The organism is Thaumasiovibrio subtropicus, from assembly GCF_019703835.1.
GTDB lineage: Bacteria > Pseudomonadota > Gammaproteobacteria > Enterobacterales > Vibrionaceae > Thaumasiovibrio > Thaumasiovibrio subtropicus.
Map to the genome: position 1 here is coordinate 352,358 of NZ_AP023054.1, position 20,006 is coordinate 372,363.

The following is a 20,006-nucleotide window of genomic DNA, read 5'->3' on the forward strand; positions in this document are numbered from 1 at the left end:
CTATCAGAACAATTATTTGCACTGATAAACCACCCTAATAATTACAATACTGAATGTTTCGGCGTTGATTTATATAATTTTAGATTAATTTTCGTTCTATTTAGATTGTTTTATGTCGTGCTAAGATGATGTTTTTAAAATATTAATATCGCTAATATGTAATTAGTTATATCCGCTAACATTTTCCGTTCAATACTGATATTGGTTTCATCAATTTGTTGGATTACAAATAGTGTGTTGTCGGAATGAGCATATTAAGAACGTCAATCTTATTTCGGTAAGTTACAACGATATTTTTGAGTATCAGGCGATGGAGTCGCCCTGTTTAGTCATTGTTATTATTTTTTAAGAGGCAAGATTATGACACGTAGAGGATCTTCTGTACTTCCGAGAGAAGGCTATCAAATGGAGTCAACCCTACGCAGTGTGGATTTAAATCTGCTAACGGTTTTTGATGCAGTAATGCAAGAACAAAACATCACCCGTGCAGCACACAATTTAGGTATGTCGCAGCCAGCAGTGAGTAATGCTGTGACGCGTTTGAAAGTGATGTTTAATGATGAATTGTTCATGCGTCATGGCCGCGGAATTCAACCTACACAGCGCGCTAAACAGCTATTTGGCCCGATTCGCCAAGCGCTCCAGTTAGTGAAAAATGAACTGCCGTCTTCTGTCTTTTCTCCAGAAACCTCAAATCGTACTTTCAAAATTGCTATTTGTAGTCCTTCAGATATGCGTTTTGGTCCTGCGATATTAGGTAAAGTCGCTGATCATGCACCTAACCTGCGTGTTCAACTAGAAGCTGAAATGGACTCTGAGCTAGCGACAAAAATGCGCTACCAAGATATCGACTTCGTCATTGACTACATTCGTTTTGATGAAGCTGGTTTTTGCTCTACTGAGTTATTTAGTGATGAGCTGGTCGTGGTTGCATCGAACAACCACCCACGCTTAAAAGACAGCATTACCGCTGCGCAATTTGCGGAAGAAAAACACGCAATGCTGAAGAGCATTCCGGGTGTGAAAGGTTTTGCTGACAAGGTCTACCAAGGCCAAAACTTTAATGAGTCATACCAAGGCGCGAGTTTGAGCAACATTATGTACGTGGTGGGACAATCTGATTTGATTGCCGTTGCACCTCGTTGGCTAGCAAGCTCTGTTGCAGAGAACTTGGATCTGAACATTTTACCATTGCCATTTGATAACGCTGCGATTAGTGGTTATTTGAGCTGGCATGAGTCTTCTCAGAAAGACAAAGGTCATATCTGGATGCGCGACATGCTGATGATGATCTGTGGTGATAGTAGCTACTAAGCGCTATAGCTAAGAGCACAACATTCAAAATTAAAGTGAATACTTTAAAAACAGCGTACGAGAGTACGCTGTTTTTTTATATCTGCTTACAAATGTAGCCTGAAGATTACATTGGGGTTTAAAGCCTGTATTGGCGGGGGAAGGTTAGTGAGACCTCCGCAACAATTCCCGGTCAGTTTGGTGCTTTTTATTGCCTTTTTATCCCCGGGTAGTACCATTTGCCTCATCAATAAGCTTACACCTGTAAGCCAAACTTAACTGTGTGACGGTAAAGATGAAGTACCATATTGTTAATCGTATCCAAAGTCAGATTGCTACGCTAAGCGACAACGTCGCGATGCGTCATAAGGTTGAAGGTCAGTGGCAGGACATCACTTGGCGTGAATTAGGGGAGCAACTGGATGCTATCGCGTCAGCAATGGCTGCGTTTGGTGTGGATGTGCAAGACAAGGTGGCGATCTACGCTGATAACATGCCGCGCTGGACGCAAGTTGATGTGGCGACGCTCTATAACCGAGCGGTGACGGTACCCATCTACCCAACTAATACGCCTGTGCAAGCTAAGCACGTGTTAAATGATGCTGGTGCAAAACTGATTTTTGTCGGCGCACAAGCGCAGTTGGATGCGGCAATGGCTCTGCTTGCAGATTGCCCGAGTGTTGTGGCTGTTGTATCGATGTCAGACGCGCTGACGTTGCCTGAGAGCGACAAAGTGTTTAGCTTTGATGCTTTCCTAGCAAAAGGCACGAGCGATTCAGCAGCGCAAGTAGAGGCGCGATTAAACAGTAAGCAGATGGAAGACTTGTTGACCTTGATTTACACCTCAGGCACGACGGGTGTACCTAAAGGGGTGATGTTGGATTACGCCAACATTGCCTCTCAAATCGAAACACATGATGAAAAGCTTGCGTTTAACGCCGGAGAACGTTCGTTATCTTTCTTACCGCTTTCTCACGTGTTTGAACGTGCATGGACCTTTTATGTATTACACCGTGGTGGTGTGAACTGTTACCTCAGTGATGTGAATCAGATTAAAGAAGCCTTGGTCGAAGTTAAGCCACATGTCATGTGTGCCGTGCCACGCTTCTACGAAAAAATCTTTGCGGCTATTCATGAAAAAGTCTCGAAAGCCCCATTCATACGCAAAGCGCTTTTTACATGGGCGGTTAATATGGGCGCGAAGATGGCTGAGTGTCATCGCAATGGCGAAACCCCTTCATGGATATTGGCAAAAAGTCACAAGCTAGCAGATAAGCTCGTTCTGTCGAAGATTCGTGCTGCATTAGGCGGTGAAATCAAGATGATGCCTTGCGGTGGAGCGAAGTTAGATCCAACCATTGGCCGTTTTTTCCATGCGCTTGGTATCAATGTGAAGCTTGGCTACGGTATGACAGAAACGACGGCAACCGTTTCTTGTTGGGATGATAGCTGCTTTGACCCTGATTCTATCGGGATGACAATGCCAGGAGCAGAAGTCCGCATCGGTGAGCAAGATGAGATCTTGGTGAAAGGGCCGATGGTCATGCGTGGCTACTATAATATGCCGGAAGAGACAGCGAAGAACTTTACTGAAGATGGTTTCTTAAAAACGGGCGACTGTGGCAAGCTGGATGAGAATGGCAACCTCTTCATCACAGACCGCATCAAAGAGTTGATGAAAACGTCTGGGGGCAAGTACATCGCTCCTCAAGTTATTGAAGGGGCCATTGGTAAAGATCATTTCATTGAGCAAGTAGCAGTGATAGCGGATACGCGTAAGTTTGTCTCTGCGTTGATTGTCCCTTGTATGGACAATCTAGAAGAGTACGCTCGTGAGTTGAACATCAAATACCAAGATCGTCTTGAACTGCTCAAGCATAACCAGATAGTGGAAATGATTGAAGCACGTGTGAATGAACTTCAAAAAGATCTTGCTCGTTTTGAGCAGGTGAAAAAATTTACATTGCTGCCGAACCCGTTCTCGATGGATGAAGGTGAGTTAACGCCAACCATGAAGCTGCGTCGAAAAGTGATTAACGAGCGTTATCAAAACCAAATCGAGAGCATGTATGCAGAAGCATAACTGCCGATAGCGTATAGCTTAATCACGCTTCACCATTTTGCAAAAAAACGCCCGTTGTGTTGCATTTATGCATCAACGGGCGTTTTTTTATGAAGAAGTCAGTCGTGAGCCTGCAGGTTTCATGTCGTGATCTCCTGCTTAACTGAAAATTACAGATGCTATCTACTGCTTGATTGAAGGTGTTTAGTCGTAATGATTACTAATTTAGTCAATGTTGGATTAAAAACTTGATTTCGTTAACGGCATAGACACATTTCATAAAGACGCGTTACATTTGTTTCAGGTCGCTACGCGAGTTATGACTCGTGTAGTCACATAGAGTGAAAGCCAGACCTTTCTAATTATTAGGCTACGAATAAGCCCTAACTATGTACAACCTGGAGGCAATATGGACATGTTATCCGGCGCCGATATGATCGTTCGGTCAATGATCGATCAAGGCGTTAAGCACATCTTTGGCTACCCTGGTGGCTCAGTTCTTGATATTTACGATGCTCTGCATGAAAAAAGCGATATAGAACACGTTCTTGTTCGACATGAACAAGCGGCAGTGCATATGGCAGATGGCTATGCACGTGCAACAGGCGAAGTCGGTGTCGTACTGGTAACGTCGGGACCCGGCGCGACAAATGCGATTACAGGTATCGCGACTGCTTATATGGATTCTATTCCTATGGTGGTCCTATCTGGTCAGGTAATGTCGAACTTAATTGGTAATGATGCCTTCCAAGAGTGTGACATGGTGGGGATCTCCCGCCCAGTCGTAAAGCATAGTTTCCTCGTCAAAGATCCACGTGATATCCCAACTATCATCAAAAAAGCATTTTACCTTGCGTCTACGGGGCGACCTGGACCTGTGGTTGTCGACATTCCAAAAGACATGCTCAATCCTGCTGAGAAATATGAGTATGAGTATCCTGCGGATATCGCGATGCGCTCTTATAATCCGACGGTACAAGGGCATAAAGGTCAAGTTAAGCGCGGTTTAAAGGCGTTGTTAGAAGCGAAGCGCCCTGTACTGTATGTTGGTGGTGGCGCGGTTATGTCAGAGTGTGAAGAAGAACTCATGGCTATCGCAGAGCGACTAAATGTACCTGTGGTCAGCACTTTGATGGGACTTGGGGCGTTTCCAGGGACGCACAAAAATGCCTTGGGTATGTTAGGTATGCATGGTACCTATGAAGCGAACATGGCGATGCACCATGCAGATTTGATTTTTGGTATTGGGGTGCGTTTTGATGACCGCACGACGAATAACCTCGCCAAGTATTGTCCTGATGCGACGATTTTGCACATCGATATTGATCCGTCTTCGATCTCTAAAACGGTGAATGCGGATATCCCGATTGTGGGTAGCGCAGAAGTGGTGTTGTCGACCATGCTGAAGATGCTCGAAGAGAAAGAGCAGATTAATGATGCCGAAGCCATTGGTAAGTGGTGGGATGAAATCGCGACTTGGCGTGCAAAAGAGTGCTTGAAATATGCGACAGATAATGAGCGCATTAAACCGCAACAAGCCATTGAAGTGTTGCATAAACTAACGAATGGTGATGCCTACGTCACTTCTGATGTTGGTCAGCACCAAATGTTTGCTGCCCTTTATTACCCATTTAACAAGCCTCGCCGCTGGATAAACTCGGGTGGACTTGGCACGATGGGCTTTGGGTTGCCAGCAGCGATGGGCGTGAAGTTTGCTCTGCCTGATGCTGAAGTTGTGTGTGTGACAGGAGACGGCAGTATTCAGATGAATATTCAAGAGCTGTCGACTGCGCTGCAGTACGACATTCCAGTGAAGATCATCAATCTGAATAATCGCTTCCTCGGCATGGTGAAGCAATGGCAAGATATGATTTATCAAGGACGCCATTCACATTCCTACATGGACTCTGTACCTGACTTTGCTGCTATCGCGGAGGCGTATGGGCATGTTGGTGTTCGTATCGATGATCCTAATAAGTTAGAAGAGCAGTTAGCAGCAGCGTTAGCGTTGAAAGATCGCTTAGTGTTTGTCGATATCAGTGTCGATGAGACAGAGCACGTCTACCCAATGCTGGTGCGAGGCGGTGCAATGAATGAAATGTGGTTGAGTAAAACGGAGAGAACTTAATATGCAAAGGAGTATTGTTTCAGTTCTACTAGAGAACGAACCGGGTGCTTTGTCTCGTGTAGTGGGTCTGTTTTCTCAACGTGGATATAACATTGAGTCATTGACTGTCGCTCCCACGGATGACCCTACGCTATCGAGGCTGAATATCACAACGACTGTGGTTGATGACGCAGCCGGAGAGCAGATAGAGAAACAGCTGCATAAACTCGTCGATATTTTAAAAGTCAGTAATGTTACTGAAGCGGCACATATTGAACGTGAGTTGATGTTGGTTAAAGCAAAGGCCAGCGGTTTTGCTCGCGCCGAAGTGAAACGGACTGCAGATATTTTCAGAGGTCAGATTGTGGATGTCACTGCGTCACAATATACAGTGCAACTCGCAGGTACAACGGAAAAATTAGACGCGTTTCTAGAAGCTCTAGCGGAAGTGACTGATATCATTGAAGTCGCTCGCAGTGGCGTTGTGGGCATTGCTCGAGGTGAGCGTGCACTAAAAGCCTAGTGTAAACAACAGCATAAAAGAAAAGCCCAGCATTTGCTGGGCTTTGTCGTTAAATCTATTGATAACACGTATGAAGGGGCATTGAAGCCCCTATCAGAATTAAAGTACGTGTACAGATGAAGTGTTGGTAGTGCCTGAAGGGACAAGCGCACCAGATACCATTACGACGATATCACCTTTAGCACCTAGGCCAGTTTCTAGCGCAAGCTCTTTACCGCGAGTGTAGAACGCGTCAGTGTTTTCGATTTCGTCAACAACAACAGCAGTAGCACCTTTAACCAGTGCTGTTTGTGCAGCAGTTTTCTTGTTAGTCGTTACAACAAGGATGTTAGCTGTTGGGAAGTACTTACGAACAGAGCGTGCAGTTTTGCCTGCTTGAGTCGCAACAACGATAAGTGGTGCATTTAGCTTCTCAGAAGTGTCTACTGCGCCTTTACATACCGCTTCAGTAATACGTAGACGAGAGCTGTCAAGGCGAGCGCCTAGTTCTGCTTTCATTGCAGCGTCAGTACGCTCACAGATTTGCGCCATGATCGTTACTGCTTCTACTGGGTATTTACCTTTCGCTGACTCACCAGAAAGCATTACTGCATCTGTACCGTCCATGATTGCGTTGGCAACGTCACCCGCTTCTGCACGAGTAGGGCGTGGGTTCTTGATCATAGAGTCAAGCATCTGAGTTGCAGTGATAACCGTCTTACGTGCACGGTTACACTTCTCGATCATCATCTTCTGAGCAAAGATGACTTCTTCAACTGGGATTTCAACACCTAGGTCACCACGAGCAACCATGATACCGTCAGATAGCTCTAGGATCTCGTCGAAGTTATCTACACCTTCTTGGTTTTCAATCTTAGAGATGATCTTGATTGCTTCGCCGCCGTTAGCGTTTAGAAGATCACGGATCTCTTTAACGTCAGAAGCTTTACGGATGAAAGATGCTGCAACGAAATCTACGCCTTGCTCACAACCGAACACGAGGTCAGCTTTATCTTTTTCAGAAAGCGCAGGAAGTTGAACAGAAACGCCAGGTAGGTTAACACCTTTGTTCTCACCTAGGTCACCGTTATTGAGTACTTTACACTTAACGTCGGTTTCAGTTGTTGCAATCACTTCCATCTCGATCAGACCATCGTCGACAAGGATAGTGTTGCCAACAGTTAGGTCAGCAGCGAAACCTGGGTAAGTAACAGCAACTTTATCTTTGTTGCCGATTACAGAAGTGTCAGTAGTGAACGTGAATTCTTGGCCAGCAACAAGAGCGACATCATCGCCATTCTCTAGTTTGATGGTACGAATCTCAGGACCTTTAGTATCCAGTAGAACCGCCAAGTTTTTACCAGTGTTTGCCATCACTTCGCGTAGGTTTGCGATGCGTTGGCCATGCTCTGCAAAGTCGCCGTGCGAGAAGTTCAGGCGCATAACGTTCATGCCTGATTCTGCTAGCTTAGTTAGCATTTCAACTGATTCGGTTTTAGGACCAATCGTACATACGATTTTGGTTTTTTTCATTAGGGGTTGTCTCCGGATGAATAATGGGAGCGCTTTGATAAGCTGACGCCTCAACCGGGTAAGATGATGTGGCAATCCTGCGAGTCAAAGTGAGCTTCCCGACATTTATAGTTTTATGTAAGCCCACAGTGGCTTACATAAAACCACAAATGTGTCGCTACACAGGAGAGTATGATTGTAGAAAAAACGAACTATTTAACATATCTGAGAGGCTTATTAGTCTTTAGTGTCAAATTCAGTCAACAAAAACGTGACGCAGTATAGCAGACCTCTGTCACATAATCACCTGACAAAAATCAATTACCACTCTATTAATACGGCTTTTTCAGTTGCAGTTAAGTATTTCTTATTGCCAAATATTGCCTATATGTGTGTTACAATCTGATGGCAAAATCCAAATGGATGGCAGTATTTGGCGTGACTAACAACAGGAAACGGCATGTCTGAAGAAAAAAAGAAAAAGAAAAAAGCAGTAAAAAAAGATAGCCAGCTTATTATTCGTATAAATGGCGAAGAACGAGATGAATTCGTTGAACTCTGCAATCACCTCGATACCACTGCAGCGCGTGAGATTCGCCGCTTTATTCGTGAGTTTGTAACCGCTTCGAAAGCGGAATAGCCTTCCGTTCTTATCTCTGTTTTCTTGTCCTATGATCTTGTGAGTCTCTACATATCGTCTTCCTGTTAAGAGGCTGGTAAAAGCGACTCACTATGACCTCCCACTATACACAACACACTCAACTAAAAAGTCAATTGCGTTATGTCATTGACGCCAGCCTGATATCTCCCTAGCCTTACAACTCCATTTAGCTAGGCGAGAGATGATGATGACAGAGCAGATGACGCCGATATTCGATCCAAAATTGTGGGACGAAGTCCCAGGGTTTGAGTTTGAAGACATTACTTACCACCGCAGTAAAACACAGGGTACTGTGCGTATTGCTTTTGATCGTCCAGATTGCCTTAACGCCTTTCGCCCTAAAACCGTTGATGAGTTGTATACGGCACTTGATCATGCGAGACAATGGTCAGATGTAGGGTGCGTGTTGATTACCGGCAATGGCCCTTCAAAGAAAGGACAGTGGTCGTTCTCGTCTGGCGGAGATCAACGAATTCGCGGTAAAGATGGTTATAAATATGAAGGTGAGGAAGCAAATACTGCCGATGTCGCTCGTATGGGTCGTTTGCATATACTGGAAGTCCAACGTCTAATTCGTTTTATGCCGAAAGTAGTGATTGCAGTTGTACCCGGATGGGCAGCGGGTGGTGGTCACAGCCTTCATGTGGTGTGTGATCTCACTCTTGCATCAAGAGAGCATGCTGTCTTTAAACAAACAGATCCAGATGTTGCCTCGTTTGACTCTGGGTATGGCAGTGCATACTTGGCAAAGATGATTGGGCAAAAGCGAGCGAGAGAGATTTTCTTTTGTGGCTTTGATTACAGTGCGCAAGATGCATTTGAAATGGGCATGGTGAACAAGGTGGTGGATCATTATCAGCTTGAAGAAGAAGCATTGAAATGGGCTGAAGCGATCAATAGCAAATCACCGACAGCGATGCGCATGCTTAAATACGGCTTTAACTTGCCTGATGACGGCTTGGTAGGGCAACAGCTTTTTGCGGGTGAAGCAACGCGTCTTGCTTATGGAACAGAAGAAGCCCAAGAGGGGAGAGATGCTTTTCTAGAGAGAAGGGCGAAAGATTTTTCTAAGTTCCCATGGCACTACTAAGTCACGTTTAACGGCTGATAGAGCTCGCTGCGGCGAGCTTTTAATATTTTAAGTGGGCCATATTGCAGCATGTCTACGCAATGTGGCGGTAAAAGCAACAAACGAAATGTATTTTGAAAAAAAAGCGAAAAAAGGGGTTGTCAGCCAGAAATTGATCTCTATAATGCCGCCTCACTGACACGGAGTACGGCGCTGAAAAGCAATGTCGCCCACCGAGTTAGCCTCGAAAGAGGGATGTCAAAAAGTGGTTTTGAAAATAACTAAAATTACTTGTTGACATCAAATCAGGAAAGCGTAGTATACGCAGCCCTGACACGGTAACAGCGTTACCAGTCAACGTTCTTTAACAATATGACCATGCAATCTGTGTGGGCACTCGTTGAATAGATAGTCTAAAGATTTATCAATGATACTAGTGACCAAATTAAGACTTCGGTCTTAGCACAGTCAATTCATTACTTAGCAATAAGTAATATCAGTATTCATTGAGCCGGTCGAAAGACCAAAAAAACTTTAATTGAAGAGTTTGATCATGGCTCAGATTGAACGCTGGCGGCAGGCCTAACACATGCAAGTCGAGCGGAAACGACTTAACTGAGCCTTCGGGTGACGTTAAGGGCGTCGAGCGGCGGACGGGTGAGTAATGGCTGGGAACCTGCCCTAACGAGGGGGATAACCATTGGAAACGATGGCTAATACCGCATAATCTCTACGGAGCAAAGAGGAGGACCTTCGGGCTTCTCGCGTTAGGATGGGCCCAGTTGGGATTAGCTAGTAGGTGAGGTAACGGCTCACCTAGGCGACGATCCCTAGCTGGTTTGAGAGGATGATCAGCCACACTGGAACTGAGACACGGTCCAGACTCCTACGGGAGGCAGCAGTGGGGAATATTGCACAATGGGGGAAACCCTGATGCAGCCATGCCGCGTGTATGAAGAAGGCCTTCGGGTTGTAAAGTACTTTCAGCAGTGAGGAAGGTTTAGTAGTTAATACCTGCTAGATTTGACGTTAGCTGCAGAAGAAGCACCGGCTAACTCCGTGCCAGCAGCCGCGGTAATACGGAGGGTGCGAGCGTTAATCGGAATTACTGGGCGTAAAGCGCATGCAGGCGGTCTGTTAAGTCAGATGTGAAAGCCCGGGGCTTAACCTCGGAACCGCATTTGAAACTGGCAGGCTAGAGTCTTGTAGAGGGGGGTAGAATTTCAGGTGTAGCGGTGAAATGCGTAGAGATCTGAAGGAATACCGGTGGCGAAGGCGGCCCCCTGGACAAAGACTGACGCTCAGATGCGAAAGCGTGGGGAGCAAACAGGATTAGATACCCTGGTAGTCCACGCCGTAAACGATGTCTACTTGGAGGTTGGAATCTTGAATTCTGGCTTTCGGAGCTAACGCGTTAAGTAGACCGCCTGGGGAGTACGGTCGCAAGATTAAAACTCAAATGAATTGACGGGGGCCCGCACAAGCGGTGGAGCATGTGGTTTAATTCGATGCAACGCGAAGAACCTTACCTACTCTTGACATCTACAGAAGCTTGAAGAGATTCGAGTGTGCCTTCGGGAACTGTAAGACAGGTGCTGCATGGCTGTCGTCAGCTCGTGTTGTGAAATGTTGGGTTAAGTCCCGCAACGAGCGCAACCCTTATCCTTGTTTGCCAGCACTTCGGGTGGGAACTCCAGGGAGACTGCCGGTGATAAACCGGAGGAAGGTGGGGACGACGTCAAGTCATCATGGCCCTTACGAGTAGGGCTACACACGTGCTACAATGGCGCATACAGAGGGCGGCCAACTTGCGAAAGTGAGCGAATCCCAAAAGTGCGTCGTAGTCCGGATTGGAGTCTGCAACTCGACTCCATGAAGTCGGAATCGCTAGTAATCGTAGATCAGAATGCTACGGTGAATACGTTCCCGGGCCTTGTACACACCGCCCGTCACACCATGGGAGTGGGCTGCACCAGAAGTAGATAGCTTAACCTTCGGGAGGGCGTTTACCACGGTGTGGTTCATGACTGGGGTGAAGTCGTAACAAGGTAGCCCTAGGGGAACCTGGGGCTGGATCACCTCCTTAACGATAAGACTGCTGTTAAATGCAGTGTCCACACAGATTGCTTGGTCGTAATGTGAAAGAATAAGACTTTAGGTGCCCAAACCTAGAGTACTCTTAGTGGGTCTGTAGCTCAGGTGGTTAGAGCGCACCCCTGATAAGGGTGAGGTCGGTGGTTCAAGTCCACTCAGACCCACCACTTCTACTTATCCGGCGTCATCTTTGATAGCTGCGATGCTCATGTGCTATCGCACACTGCGCTTCTCGCTTCAAACTTGACTGGGCTAAGCGAAGTGGTAACTAAGAAACTTATTGTGGGGCTATAGCTCAGCTGGGAGAGCGCCTGCTTTGCACGCAGGAGGTCAGCAGTTCGATCCTGCTTAGCTCCACCACTCTTTAAGTGTTTTCTCGCAGAGAATATTTAAAAAGTGGTCTTTGATAGATTCACATGCTCTTTAACAAACTGGAAAGCTGACTAGTAAATTCAATCGATAGATTGAATCGTTCGATTGAAAAATGAACAAGTTCTCAAATCGTATTTACGCAAGTAAATACAACAAACACATTCAAGTGTCTTGTATTGAGTCCGGCGAAAACATGTAAACCTTGGTTGTTTGCCATACGCCTATGTGTCTTCACTTTCTAAAGTGAAATAAAGACGCCTTGGGGTTGTATGGTTAAGTGACTAAGCGTACACGGTGGATGCCTTGGCAGTCAGAGGCGATGAAGGACGTGCTAACCTGCGATAAGCCATGAGAAGACGGTAAGAGTCACTATACTCATGGATTTCCGAATGGGAAACCCGGCCGCATAAGCGGTCATCATAACGTGAATACATAGCGTTATGAGGCGAACTCGGGGAACTGAAACATCTAAGTACCCGAAGGAAAAGACATCAACAGAGATTCCGAAAGTAGCGGCGAGCGAAATCGGAGTAGCCCTTAAGCTGGTTTGGGATTAGGTGAAGGCTCTGGAAAGTGCCGCGATACAGGGTGATAGCCCCGTAACCGACAATCCCTTATCAGTGAAATCGAGTAGGACGGCGCACGTGAAACGTTGTCTGAATAGGGGGGGACCATCCTCCAAGGCTAAATACTCCTGACTGACCGATAGTGAACCAGTACCGTGAGGGAAAGGCGAAAAGAACCCCTGTGAGGGGAGTGAAATAGAACCTGAAACCGTGTACGTACAAGCAGTGGGAGCCCTTCGGGGTGACTGCGTACCTTTTGTATAATGGGTCAGCGACTTACATTCTGTAGCAAGGTTAACCGAATAGGGGAGCCGTAGGGAAACCGAGTCTTAACTGGGCGTACAGTTGCAGGGTGTAGACCCAGAAACCAGGTGATCTAGCCATGGGCAGGTTGAAGGTGAGGTAACACTTACTGGAGGACCGAACCGACTAATGTTGAAAAATTAGCGGATGACTTGTGGCTGGGGGTGAAAGGCCAATCAAACCTGGAGATAGCTGGTTCTCCCCGAAAGCTATTTAGGTAGCGCCTCGGACGAATACTACTGGGGTAGAGCACTGTTAAGGCTAGGGGGTCATCCCGACTTACCAACCCTTTGCAAACTCCGAATACCAGTAAGTACTATCCGGGAGACACACGGCGGGTGCTAACGTCCGTCGTGGAGAGGGAAACAACCCAGACCGCCAGCTAAGGTCCCAAATTACTACTAAGTGGGAAACGATGTGGGAAGGCTCAGACAGCCAGGATGTTGGCTTAGAAGCAGCCATCATTTAAAGAAAGCGTAATAGCTCACTGGTCGAGTCGGCCTGCGCGGAAGATGTAACGGGGCTAAGTAGTAAACCGAAGCTGCGGCAATGCACTTATGTGTATTGGGTAGGGGAGCGTTCTGTAAGCTGTTGAAGGTGTGCTGTAAGGCATGCTGGAGGTATCAGAAGTGCGAATGCTGACATGAGTAACGATAAAGGGGGTGAAAAACCCCCTCGCCGGAAGACCAAGGGTTCCTGTCCAACGTTAATCGGGGCAGGGTAAGTCGACCCCTAAGGCGAGGCTGAAGAGCGTAGTCGATGGGAAACGGGTTAATATTCCCGTACTTCTTACAATTGCGATGGAGGGACGGAGAAGGCTAGGTGGGCCTGGCGACGGTTGTCCAGGTTCAAGTATGTAGGTTGGGTGTTTAGGCAAATCCGGACACCTAAGACTGAGATACGACGTCGAGCTGCTACGGCAGTGAAGTCATTGATGCCATGCTTCCGGGAAAAGCTTCTAAGCTTCAGATTGTAAGGAATCGTACCCCAAACCGACACAGGTGGTCGGGTAGAGAATACCAAGGCGCTTGAGAGAACTCGGGTGAAGGAACTAGGCAAAATGGTACCGTAACTTCGGGAGAAGGTACGCTCCTGTCGGTGAAGTCCCTTGCGGATTGAGCTAACGGGAGTCGCAGATACCAGGTGGCTGCAACTGTTTATTAAAAACACAGCACTGTGCAAAATCGAAAGATGACGTATACGGTGTGACGCCTGCCCGGTGCCGGAAGGTTAATTGATGGGGTTAGACTTCGGTCGAAGCTCTTGATCGAAGCCCCGGTAAACGGCGGCCGTAACTATAACGGTCCTAAGGTAGCGAAATTCCTTGTCGGGTAAGTTCCGACCTGCACGAATGGCGTAATGATGGCCACGCTGTCTCCACCCGAGACTCAGTGAAATTGAAATCGCAGTGAAGATGCTGTGTACCCGCGGCTAGACGGAAAGACCCCGTGAACCTTTACTACAGCTTGGCACTGAACATTGAGCCTACATGTGTAGGATAGGTGGGAGACTTTGAAGCGCTGTCGCCAGATAGCGTGGAGTCATCCTTGAAATACCACCCTTGTATGTTTGATGTTCTAACTTGGCCCCATTATCTGGGGTGAGGACAGTGCCTGGTGGGTAGTTTGACTGGGGCGGTCTCCTCCCAAAGCGTAACGGAGGAGCACGAAGGTGGGCTAATCACGGTCGGACATCGTGAGGTTAGTGCAATGGCATAAGCCCGCTTGACTGCGAGACTGACAAGTCGAGCAGGTGCGAAGCAGGTCATAGTGATCCGGTGGTTCTGAATGGAAGGGCCATCGCTCAACGGATAAAAGGTACTCCGGGGATAACAGGCTGATACCGCCCAAGAGTTCATATCGACGGCGGTGTTTGGCACCTCGATGTCGGCTCATCACATCCTGGGGCTGAAGTCGGTCCCAAGGGTATGGCTGTTCGCCATTTAAAGTGGTACGCGAGCTGGGTTTAGAACGTCGTGAGACAGTTCGGTCCCTATCTGCCGTGGGCGTTGGAGAATTGAAAGGGGCTGCTCCTAGTACGAGAGGACCGGAGTGGACGAACCTCTGGTGTTCGGGTTGTGTCGCCAGACGCATTGCCCGGTAGCTAAGTTCGGAATCGATAACCGCTGAAAGCATCTAAGCGGGAAGCGAGCCTTGAGATGAGTTCTCCCTGGCAGTTTAACTGTCCTAAAGGGTTGTCGTAGACTACGACGTTGATAGGCAGGGTGTGTAAGCGTTGTGAGGCGTTGAGCTAACCTGTACTAATTGCCCGTGAGGCTTAACCATACAACACCCAAGGTGTTTTATCGGACTTAATCGCACTTGAGTGTGTTGAGAACAAAACGAATCAGCTTTCTTAGTTTGAAAAAATTTTGCTTGGCGACCATAGCATTGTGGACCCACCTGATCCCATGCCGAACTCAGTAGTGAAACGCAATAGCGCCGATGGTAGTGTGGGGTCTCCCCATGTGAGAGTAGGACATCGCCAGGCTTTGAATTAAGTGAAAAGGCCATCCGAGAGGATGGCCTTTTTGCGTTTATCTCTTGTATCGAATTTCCCTTCAAATATAGCTACCAACAGTTACTTTCGTCAGCATCCGTCGCGCCATTTCCTTTCAAGATTAGGTTGCCACAATCATCGCCAACCTGAGGGCCTCCAGCAGCAATAGATGCTGTAATCACATAAGTAAATGTTGCATGGGAGACGATACTGTAGGTATATCTATTTGTATCAATGTTGCAAGAGGGGCATTCTGTAGATGTAATCGTTGTGTCTGTTAATGATTTCGCTCTAACTTTCTCTTCAGCCCAAAACTGCATCATTGTGAGATTAGTCTTAGCTTGAGCGCGATGACTTTTCTGCACATGCCCTTTATAGGAAGGGTAAACGATAGCAGACAGAACTCCAATAACTGCTACCACTATCATTAATTCGATCAACGTCACGCCTTTTTGTTTCATCACTTTCACCTGTTACTACTTTGCTCGAGTTGACTCGAACCATTTTGCTTCAAAAACAACTAGAAAGAATACAAATGGTATCTTTGTATTCTCAGTAATTCGCCTCTTTAGCAGGTCAGAAGTAGGTTTTTCGGAAATGCCTCACACTCTCAAATTCAAATGCTCGCAATATTGTCAAAGAAGTATTGTTGGCGTCGCAGGCTTCACTCTCATTGAGCTAATCGCTGTCGTTGCAGTTATAGCAGTGCTTGCCGCAGTTGCTGCTCCCTCATATACAGAGATGCGTCAAAAGAGTGCCACGATTCGCTTGGCAGATGAAGTACATGGTTTTTTCTTGCAGGCAAAATCTGAAACTGTCATGCGTAATGAGACAATGAAGATCAAATTTATTCATAGTAATAGCGCTGCAGTCGATACCGCTTATAAAGATGGTTCTTGGGTATTGGCCTTGCTTCCGAAAACATCCACTGCTACCACTGTATCTGCTGCAAATAATGAGGCCATTTCGGTAGTGACCGGAGAAAATTATAAAGGCACGTTTATTAAAGTGTCGCGTCTCGAGACTGAATTAGACTCGGTACGAGGTGTTTTTAGTAGTGCTATGGATGTGACTAGCTACGTCAAGCCAACAAAGACGGTGAGTGTTCAAGCAAAATCGCTCTCTGGGCGAATTAGGCAGTGCTCAGCAGAAGAGGAGTATGGCTATGTTGAGTGCTAAGAAACAGCGAGGGATGTCATTAGTTGAGCTCACAATCGCTAGCGCAATCAGCTTGATAGCAATTGGGGCTGTAGGTTCTGTATATATATCTGGTCATAAGGCTGCTTATGGTCGTACTCAACAACTTGTCTTAAGACAAGAAGTGAATGATGCGTTGCGTGTTGTGACGGAAGAAATGGCAAGGGCTGGTTACTCAACGCGTGAAAAGTCGATAAAGTTATCAGGTGCCTCTAATGTAGTTGGTATACATCGCAGTGGTAATGCGGTTGATTTTGTTTATGCAAAAACGAGTACAGCTTGGAGAACAATGGGTTTTTCACTAAAGCCTCGAAGCGCTGGCGTCAATGCATGGTTGAAAATCTGTCTTCTCAATGAAACGCCCGGAGCGACTTCAGGATCGGCAAGTACACTCGAAGACTTTTGTTATAGCCAGTCAGGAGGGTCCGACTCTTTGCTAAATAAAGATATTATCGAAGTAAACTCTTTTACTGTCTCTGAAGAAGTTATTTCTTCTGCTAATGGGACCAGTCAGAAGCTGACGGTGTATTTGAAAGCGACTATGCCTTCCATCAGTGAAAGCTACGAAAAAGAAAAGTCGATTGTATTAAGGAACTGGCGATGAAGTCACGTCAACGTGGAATGATGAGCTTGATGATTACAGGCATGTTACTGATAGGTGCCTTACTTTTTTCATTAGGTTCTGCCAAAACAGTTTTTTATCAAGTAAAGCGAGCGCAAAATGAAATTGAAGCTAGGAAGGCGCATTGGGGAGCGGAGGGAGGTTTAGAGTGCGTATTTGCCACAGCAAATTCAAGCAACAAACCACCAAGTGACGCTACTTTGATCTCCGATTGCAATAGCTTGTCATCTGATCTGAGTATCAATGTAACTGTTGGTCTCGATGACTATACGGTTGATAGTAAGGTAGCGGGCATTAGAAATGAGTCTACTAATCAACGTAAGATCGTGACAGGCAGTCGAGTTATGAAGGGGGCTATTCAAACCGCGGCAGATCTGGTTTTTAATGGGGATGTTGACATTTTTCCTGATGTATCAGGCCCTCACCCTGCAGGTGACTATAAATGCCTAGCAGTTGTGTATAAATCGCAAGTCTCTTATAACCCCAGCGTGACGACCAATAGATTTACTGTTGAGAATCCGAAAACAGATGGGCCTTACGAGGATTTTTCAGGTAGCTGTCACAGTGATTATAAAACGACGTTAACTACTGCTTCTGACACTACATCGACTCCCCCAGGTTCGTCTGGAAGTGAATTTAAGAATGATTTTTTGAAAGATCCTAATTTAGATCCCTTCGAGAGTTTTTTTAAAGCGTCAAAAGCAGATATCGCGGATGTGAGATCGGGGTATGAAGTAAGATCATCTACACCATCAAGTAATTGCAAGGAAATCATTGAAGAAGCATTTAGTGAATCTTCTGATAATAAAGTTTGGATTCAAGGACACTGTGATATCGGTGGCACAGGAATCATGACGGGTGATCATACACCAAAAACCTTAGTCATCGAAAATGGATTGTTTGGTTCCTGGGGGGTGAGCGAGTTCCATGGTGCAATCTACCATCTTGTTGATGTGACCAAGCCTCCTTTTAATGATGCATCCTCTTTAGCATCAACCTGGGAAATTATGAAGAGTCATGCTCAGTATAAAGACTATTTGGCTTTGAGTAGTGGCACGACAGTTTATATGGATGGCGGGGCTTTTTATCCAGAAGGCGGAGCAGTTTTCGATTCGCCGGGAGGGCAGGTTGTAATTCATGGTAGCTATAGCTTGTCATATAACTCCGAAAAGAATGGTGAGGAAGGGCAACGGGCATACGATTGGGTAAAAGGATCGTGGAATGATTTCTAATAAACAGAAAGGCTTTAGCTTATTGGAAAGCCTTATTTCACTTATTGTTCTGAGTGTCGGCATTTTAGGGTTGATTCGTCTACAAACCTTTGTCGACCAAAAAGCAGATTATGCTTTGAACTCGTTAGAGGCCCTTGCATTAGCAGAGAGTCAACTCGAACTGTATCGCACTCGTTCTTCAAACAGTTCGGCAACCAATACGTTGTACTTTGATGGTGCCTCAATGGCGGCCAATACTTACCCAGAATCAAATATTTCTGTATCGGGTTCGGAATATACATTTGATCGCACGACTACGATCGCAAATTCTATATTCATTCCCCCCGCAAATGTTTCCGCTGCGGCGAAGACCATTACAGTGGAAGTGGAATGGACTGATCGATGGGCCAATACTAACACAATTAGTATGGCAACCATGGTCTCCCGGTATAGTGAATTTGACTGACGAATAACTCAATAATAATTCTATCGTTGTTCGTCATAGGTAGTTATGGGGGGCAACATGAAGAAACAACGCGGTGCAATGAGTTTATTAATAACAGGGATGCTTTTAGTTGGCGCTCTGTTATTTTCGCTTGGCTCAGCGAAAAATGTTTTTTATCAGACAAAACGTGCACAGAACGAAGTAGAGGCGAGAAAAGATCATTGGGCTGCAGAAGGGGGCTTGGAATGCGCCTTTACGCATGCCAACTTAGATAACGCCAAGCCAACGATGACTGTGGCTGACTGTAATTTAGATGATCTTGATAGTCTTATTGTTTCTGGAAGCACTAAGCTCTCGATTACATCGAAAGCAGGTAATCGCCAGGTTGCGAGGCAACTAATCGTGTCTGGTGTGAGCAGTTCTTCAACCGGTGTTATTAAATCAGCATCCAACTTATATTTATCCGGTTCAGTTGCCATGTTGGCAGACCCTGCTTCAAAAAGTACGGCTGAGAACGAGTGGAAGTGTGAATTAGTCAGGTTCAAAACGGGATTAGATATATTAGGTGCGATTACTAATCAAGGTATTGGCACTGGATTAAATACGCCTTACTCGACTTTTCCAACATCGTCATCGCAAACGTGTAAATCGACACATCAAACGACGGGTATAACGCTTGGTCTAACTCAGAATGCTGCCGAGCTTGTAGCGAATGGAACCATAGGTAATGACTTTAAGCATGATCCACTGATGACGCCATTTAAAGACACGTTTAACGTTGAGCGTAGCCAATGGCTAGATGTTATGTATGATGACAACGTTTTTAGGATTGGTACTGGGTTACCTTCAGATAAACCGTCTAAAGTTGAAGATCTTCCTGTTGCTTCTACTTTGATAGCTAACTGCGGAGCAAAGATTTCGAATGCAATTAACGATGGTAATCGTGTCATTTGGGTTTATGGTGGTTGCGAGATTAGCGATACGACAAACCTCCAGGATGCAATCGATAGCTTACCGGAGAGAAAAAGTGTCGCATTAATTATTCACAATGGAATTTTTGCTGTTGATAGTGCTCTTTCTTTTAAAGGCCTACTGTATCATTTTGTGGATGATGATTTAGGGTTTGCACCTACACAATCAGCGTGGGAAAGTGTCAGCGATATTAACTTGAAAGGTGCGTTGTTTGGAGCTGCTGAAGCTCACAATGGTGTTGCCGGACAGAAAGGCATACCCTATAACCAGGTGTCGTTGTTCAACAATGGATCCTTTAAGCCATCGGGTGGATATGTTTTAGATGCTCCGGGTACATATGCCATTTTTAATGGTTCCCTTCACGCCTTGTACAATAGAGATAACCTAAGAGATGCATTGAAGCCTTTCACGGGCGGAAGCATTGCTTGGATAGAAGGCTCTTGGCGAGACTATTAGAGTATTAGAGTATTAGAGTATTAGAGTATTAGAGTATTAGAGTATTAGAGTATTAGAGTATTA

The 20,006-nt window shown here is 46.0% G+C and carries 13 protein-coding genes, 2 tRNA genes and 3 rRNA genes; 16 read left to right on the forward strand and 2 right to left on the reverse strand.

Features of this window, described 5'->3' with window-relative positions; all coding sequences use genetic code 11:
- Window positions 1-360 precede the first annotated feature (360 nt).
- From leuO to ilvN, 4 genes are all read left to right on the forward strand, one after another.
- Window positions 361-1,314 (forward strand): transcriptional regulator LeuO, encoded by a 954-nt coding sequence (leuO, locus tag TSUB_RS01740; RefSeq protein ID WP_087018058.1) that lies wholly within the window; start codon window positions 361-363, stop codon window positions 1,312-1,314.
- Window positions 1,315-1,588: 274 nt separating this feature from the next.
- Window positions 1,589-3,376, forward strand: coding sequence for an AMP-dependent synthetase/ligase (locus tag TSUB_RS01745; RefSeq protein ID WP_087018056.1), 1,788 nt, complete (start codon window positions 1,589-1,591; stop codon window positions 3,374-3,376).
- 388 nt (window positions 3,377-3,764) lie between these two features.
- Window positions 3,765-5,483 carry an acetolactate synthase 3 large subunit gene (locus TSUB_RS01750; protein WP_087018054.1) on the forward strand — a complete coding sequence of 573 codons (1,719 nt, stop codon included), beginning with the start codon at window positions 3,765-3,767 and terminating at the stop codon, window positions 5,481-5,483.
- A 1-nt stretch (window position 5,484) separates the two neighbouring features.
- Window positions 5,485-5,985 carry an acetolactate synthase small subunit gene (gene ilvN, locus TSUB_RS01755; RefSeq protein WP_087018052.1) on the forward strand — a complete coding sequence of 167 codons (501 nt, stop codon included), beginning with the start codon at window positions 5,485-5,487 and terminating at the stop codon, window positions 5,983-5,985.
- Between the two features lie 99 nt (window positions 5,986-6,084).
- Here ilvN and pykF read toward each other — a convergent pair whose 3' ends face one another.
- On the reverse strand, window positions 6,085-7,497 hold the full coding sequence (pykF, locus tag TSUB_RS01760; protein WP_087018050.1) for a pyruvate kinase PykF: 1,413 nt from the start codon (window positions 7,495-7,497) through the stop codon (window positions 6,085-6,087).
- 439 nt (window positions 7,498-7,936) lie between these two features.
- On the opposite strand from pykF, the gene TSUB_RS01765 reads away from it, so the two are divergent.
- The 7 genes from TSUB_RS01765 (at window position 7,937) to rrf (ending at window position 15,031) form a co-directional block, all read left to right on the forward strand.
- A complete protein-coding gene (locus TSUB_RS01765; RefSeq protein ID WP_087018048.1) occupies window positions 7,937-8,116 on the forward strand; it encodes a hypothetical protein in 180 nt (59 codons plus the stop codon).
- A gap of 208 nt (window positions 8,117-8,324) precedes the next feature.
- Window positions 8,325-9,227, forward strand: coding sequence for a 1,4-dihydroxy-2-naphthoyl-CoA synthase (locus TSUB_RS01770; RefSeq protein ID WP_087018060.1), 903 nt, complete (start codon window positions 8,325-8,327; stop codon window positions 9,225-9,227).
- 514 nt (window positions 9,228-9,741) lie between these two features.
- A 16S ribosomal RNA gene (locus TSUB_RS01775) occupies window positions 9,742-11,292 on the forward strand.
- 98 nt (window positions 11,293-11,390) lie between these two features.
- A tRNA-Ile gene (locus TSUB_RS01780) sits at window positions 11,391-11,467 on the forward strand.
- Window positions 11,468-11,584: 117 nt separating this feature from the next.
- Window positions 11,585-11,660, forward strand: a tRNA-Ala gene (locus TSUB_RS01785).
- A 283-nt stretch (window positions 11,661-11,943) separates the two neighbouring features.
- Window positions 11,944-14,826, forward strand: a 23S ribosomal RNA gene (locus tag TSUB_RS01790).
- An 89-nt stretch (window positions 14,827-14,915) separates the two neighbouring features.
- Window positions 14,916-15,031: ribosomal RNA gene (gene rrf, locus TSUB_RS01795) — 5S ribosomal RNA — on the forward strand.
- Together the 16S, 23S and 5S rRNA genes with 2 tRNA genes alongside form the textbook arrangement of a ribosomal RNA operon.
- Window positions 15,032-15,111: 80 nt before the next feature.
- Here the strand turns inward: rrf and TSUB_RS25170 are convergent.
- Window positions 15,112-15,501 (reverse strand): type IV pilin protein, encoded by a 390-nt coding sequence (locus TSUB_RS25170; protein ID WP_281422919.1) that lies wholly within the window; start codon window positions 15,499-15,501, stop codon window positions 15,112-15,114.
- Window positions 15,502-15,637: 136 nt separating this feature from the next.
- Between TSUB_RS25170 and TSUB_RS01805 the strand changes: the two genes are divergently transcribed.
- From TSUB_RS01805 to TSUB_RS01825, 5 genes are read left to right on the forward strand one after another with little or no spacing between them, the layout of a single operon-like run.
- Window positions 15,638-16,219 carry a prepilin-type N-terminal cleavage/methylation domain-containing protein gene (locus TSUB_RS01805; RefSeq protein ID WP_087024281.1) on the forward strand — a complete coding sequence of 194 codons (582 nt, stop codon included), beginning with the start codon at window positions 15,638-15,640 and terminating at the stop codon, window positions 16,217-16,219.
- Complete coding sequence (locus TSUB_RS01810; protein ID WP_087024279.1) at window positions 16,206-16,841, forward strand: PilW family protein; 636 nt, start codon at window positions 16,206-16,208, stop codon at window positions 16,839-16,841. Before TSUB_RS01805 ends, TSUB_RS01810 begins: the two co-directional genes overlap by 14 nt.
- On the forward strand, window positions 16,838-18,091 hold the full coding sequence (locus TSUB_RS01815; protein ID WP_087024277.1) for a hypothetical protein: 1,254 nt from the start codon (window positions 16,838-16,840) through the stop codon (window positions 18,089-18,091). The genes TSUB_RS01810 and TSUB_RS01815 overlap by 4 nt, the downstream gene beginning before the upstream one ends.
- Window positions 18,081-18,536 carry a type IV pilus modification PilV family protein gene (locus tag TSUB_RS01820; protein ID WP_246616388.1) on the forward strand — a complete coding sequence of 152 codons (456 nt, stop codon included), beginning with the start codon at window positions 18,081-18,083 and terminating at the stop codon, window positions 18,534-18,536. The genes TSUB_RS01815 and TSUB_RS01820 overlap by 11 nt, the downstream gene beginning before the upstream one ends.
- A 57-nt stretch (window positions 18,537-18,593) precedes the next feature.
- Entirely contained in the window at window positions 18,594-19,943 is a 1,350-nt protein-coding gene (locus TSUB_RS01825) for a hypothetical protein (protein ID WP_159064988.1), read from the forward strand.
- Window positions 19,944-20,006: the final 63 nt, after the last annotated feature.

Bases quoted from the DNA above. Each gene is read 5' to 3' on its own strand.
- leuO (WP_087018058.1), top strand. From the start codon at position 361: ATGACACGTAGAGGATCTTCTGTACTTCCGAGAGAAGGCTATCAAATG.
- TSUB_RS01745 (WP_087018056.1), top strand. From the start codon at position 1,589: ATGAAGTACCATATTGTTAATCGTATCCAAAGTCAGATTGCTACGCTA.
- TSUB_RS01750 (WP_087018054.1), top strand. From the start codon at position 3,765: ATGGACATGTTATCCGGCGCCGATATGATCGTTCGGTCAATGATCGAT.
- ilvN (WP_087018052.1), top strand. From the start codon at position 5,485: ATGCAAAGGAGTATTGTTTCAGTTCTACTAGAGAACGAACCGGGTGCT.
- pykF (WP_087018050.1), bottom strand. From the start codon at position 7,497: ATGAAAAAAACCAAAATCGTATGTACGATTGGTCCTAAAACCGAATCA.
- TSUB_RS01765 (WP_087018048.1), top strand. From the start codon at position 7,937: ATGTCTGAAGAAAAAAAGAAAAAGAAAAAAGCAGTAAAAAAAGATAGC.
- TSUB_RS01770 (WP_087018060.1), top strand. From the start codon at position 8,325: ATGACAGAGCAGATGACGCCGATATTCGATCCAAAATTGTGGGACGAA.
- TSUB_RS25170 (WP_281422919.1), bottom strand. From the start codon at position 15,501: ATGAAACAAAAAGGCGTGACGTTGATCGAATTAATGATAGTGGTAGCA.
- TSUB_RS01805 (WP_087024281.1), top strand. From the start codon at position 15,638: ATGCCTCACACTCTCAAATTCAAATGCTCGCAATATTGTCAAAGAAGT.
- TSUB_RS01810 (WP_087024279.1), top strand. From the start codon at position 16,206: ATGTTGAGTGCTAAGAAACAGCGAGGGATGTCATTAGTTGAGCTCACA.
- TSUB_RS01815 (WP_087024277.1), top strand. From the start codon at position 16,838: ATGAAGTCACGTCAACGTGGAATGATGAGCTTGATGATTACAGGCATG.
- TSUB_RS01820 (WP_246616388.1), top strand. From the start codon at position 18,081: ATGATTTCTAATAAACAGAAAGGCTTTAGCTTATTGGAAAGCCTTATT.
- TSUB_RS01825 (WP_159064988.1), top strand. From the start codon at position 18,594: ATGAAGAAACAACGCGGTGCAATGAGTTTATTAATAACAGGGATGCTT.